General features: G+C 61.2%; 2 protein-coding genes. Both read right to left on the bottom strand.

Going from position 1 to position 757, the window contains the following annotated elements:
- The coding region (locus AC5ZGW_RS46645) for an IS3 family transposase (RefSeq protein ID WP_165435668.1) at positions 1 to 396 on the bottom strand (396 nt) is incomplete at its 3' end.
- Complete coding sequence (locus tag AC5ZGW_RS46640) at positions 393 to 680, bottom strand: transposase (RefSeq protein ID WP_126262243.1); 288 nt, start codon at positions 678 to 680, stop codon at positions 393 to 395. The genes AC5ZGW_RS46640 and AC5ZGW_RS46645, both read right to left, overlap by 4 nt.
- Positions 681 to 757 lie beyond the last annotated feature (77 nt).

Raw genomic sequence — 757 nt, 5'->3', positions numbered from 1 at the left:
ATAGGTGATATCGGCCGCCCACACTTGATTCGGCCGGTCGATCGCCAGATGGCGCAGGAGATACGGGAAGATCTTGTGTCCCGGCGCCGGCTTCGTGGTTCTGGGCTTTGGTCCCAGCGCTGCGATGCCCATCTTGCGCATCAACCGCTGCACACGCTTGCGATTGATGCGACAGCCTTCGCCATTGAGCATTGCCGTCAGCCGCCGCGAGCCCAGGAACGGCCAGGCCGTGAACAGCTGATCGATCCGCCGCATCAGCTCAAGGTCGTTGTCATTGGCCGGCCGCGGCGGCCGATATACGCTCGATCGCGCAACGCTCAGCAGTTGGCATTGCCGGCGGATCGACAGACTCTCATGATCGCGCTGAAGCAATCCTCGGCGATCCGGCGCGCTCATCTTCCGGACCTCCTGGCTAAGAAATCTCGCTCGACCGTCAATTGTCCGATCTTGGCGTGGAGCTTCTCGACCTCCAGTTCGTGGGCCGCCTCGCCATCCCGACCAGCGCCCGCGTCGAACGCCCGAACCGCTTGATCCTGAAGCTGCTTCTTCCAGGCGTAAATCTGGTTCACATGCACCTGGTAGCGCTGCGCCAGATCCGTCACCGTTGATTGTTCTCGCAGCGCCTCCAAGGCGATCTTTGCCTTCAGCGCCGCGTCGATTTTCCGTCTCGTCTTCTTCATGGTCCGCTCCGTTTATCAAAACGGAACGGCATCCGCACCACCTAAGCCGCTGGTCCAAAATCCGGGGTCCACTTCAC

It is taken from the genome of Bradyrhizobium sp. Crot121 (genome assembly GCF_059512385.1).
Note: the sequence above shows the minus strand (reverse complement) of the source record. Positions and strands in the feature narration are given on the sequence as shown.

Coding starts and splice junctions, on each gene's coding strand:
- AC5ZGW_RS46640 (WP_126262243.1), bottom strand. CDS start 680: ATGAAGAAGACGAGACGGAAAATCGACGCGGCGCTGAAGGCAAAGATC.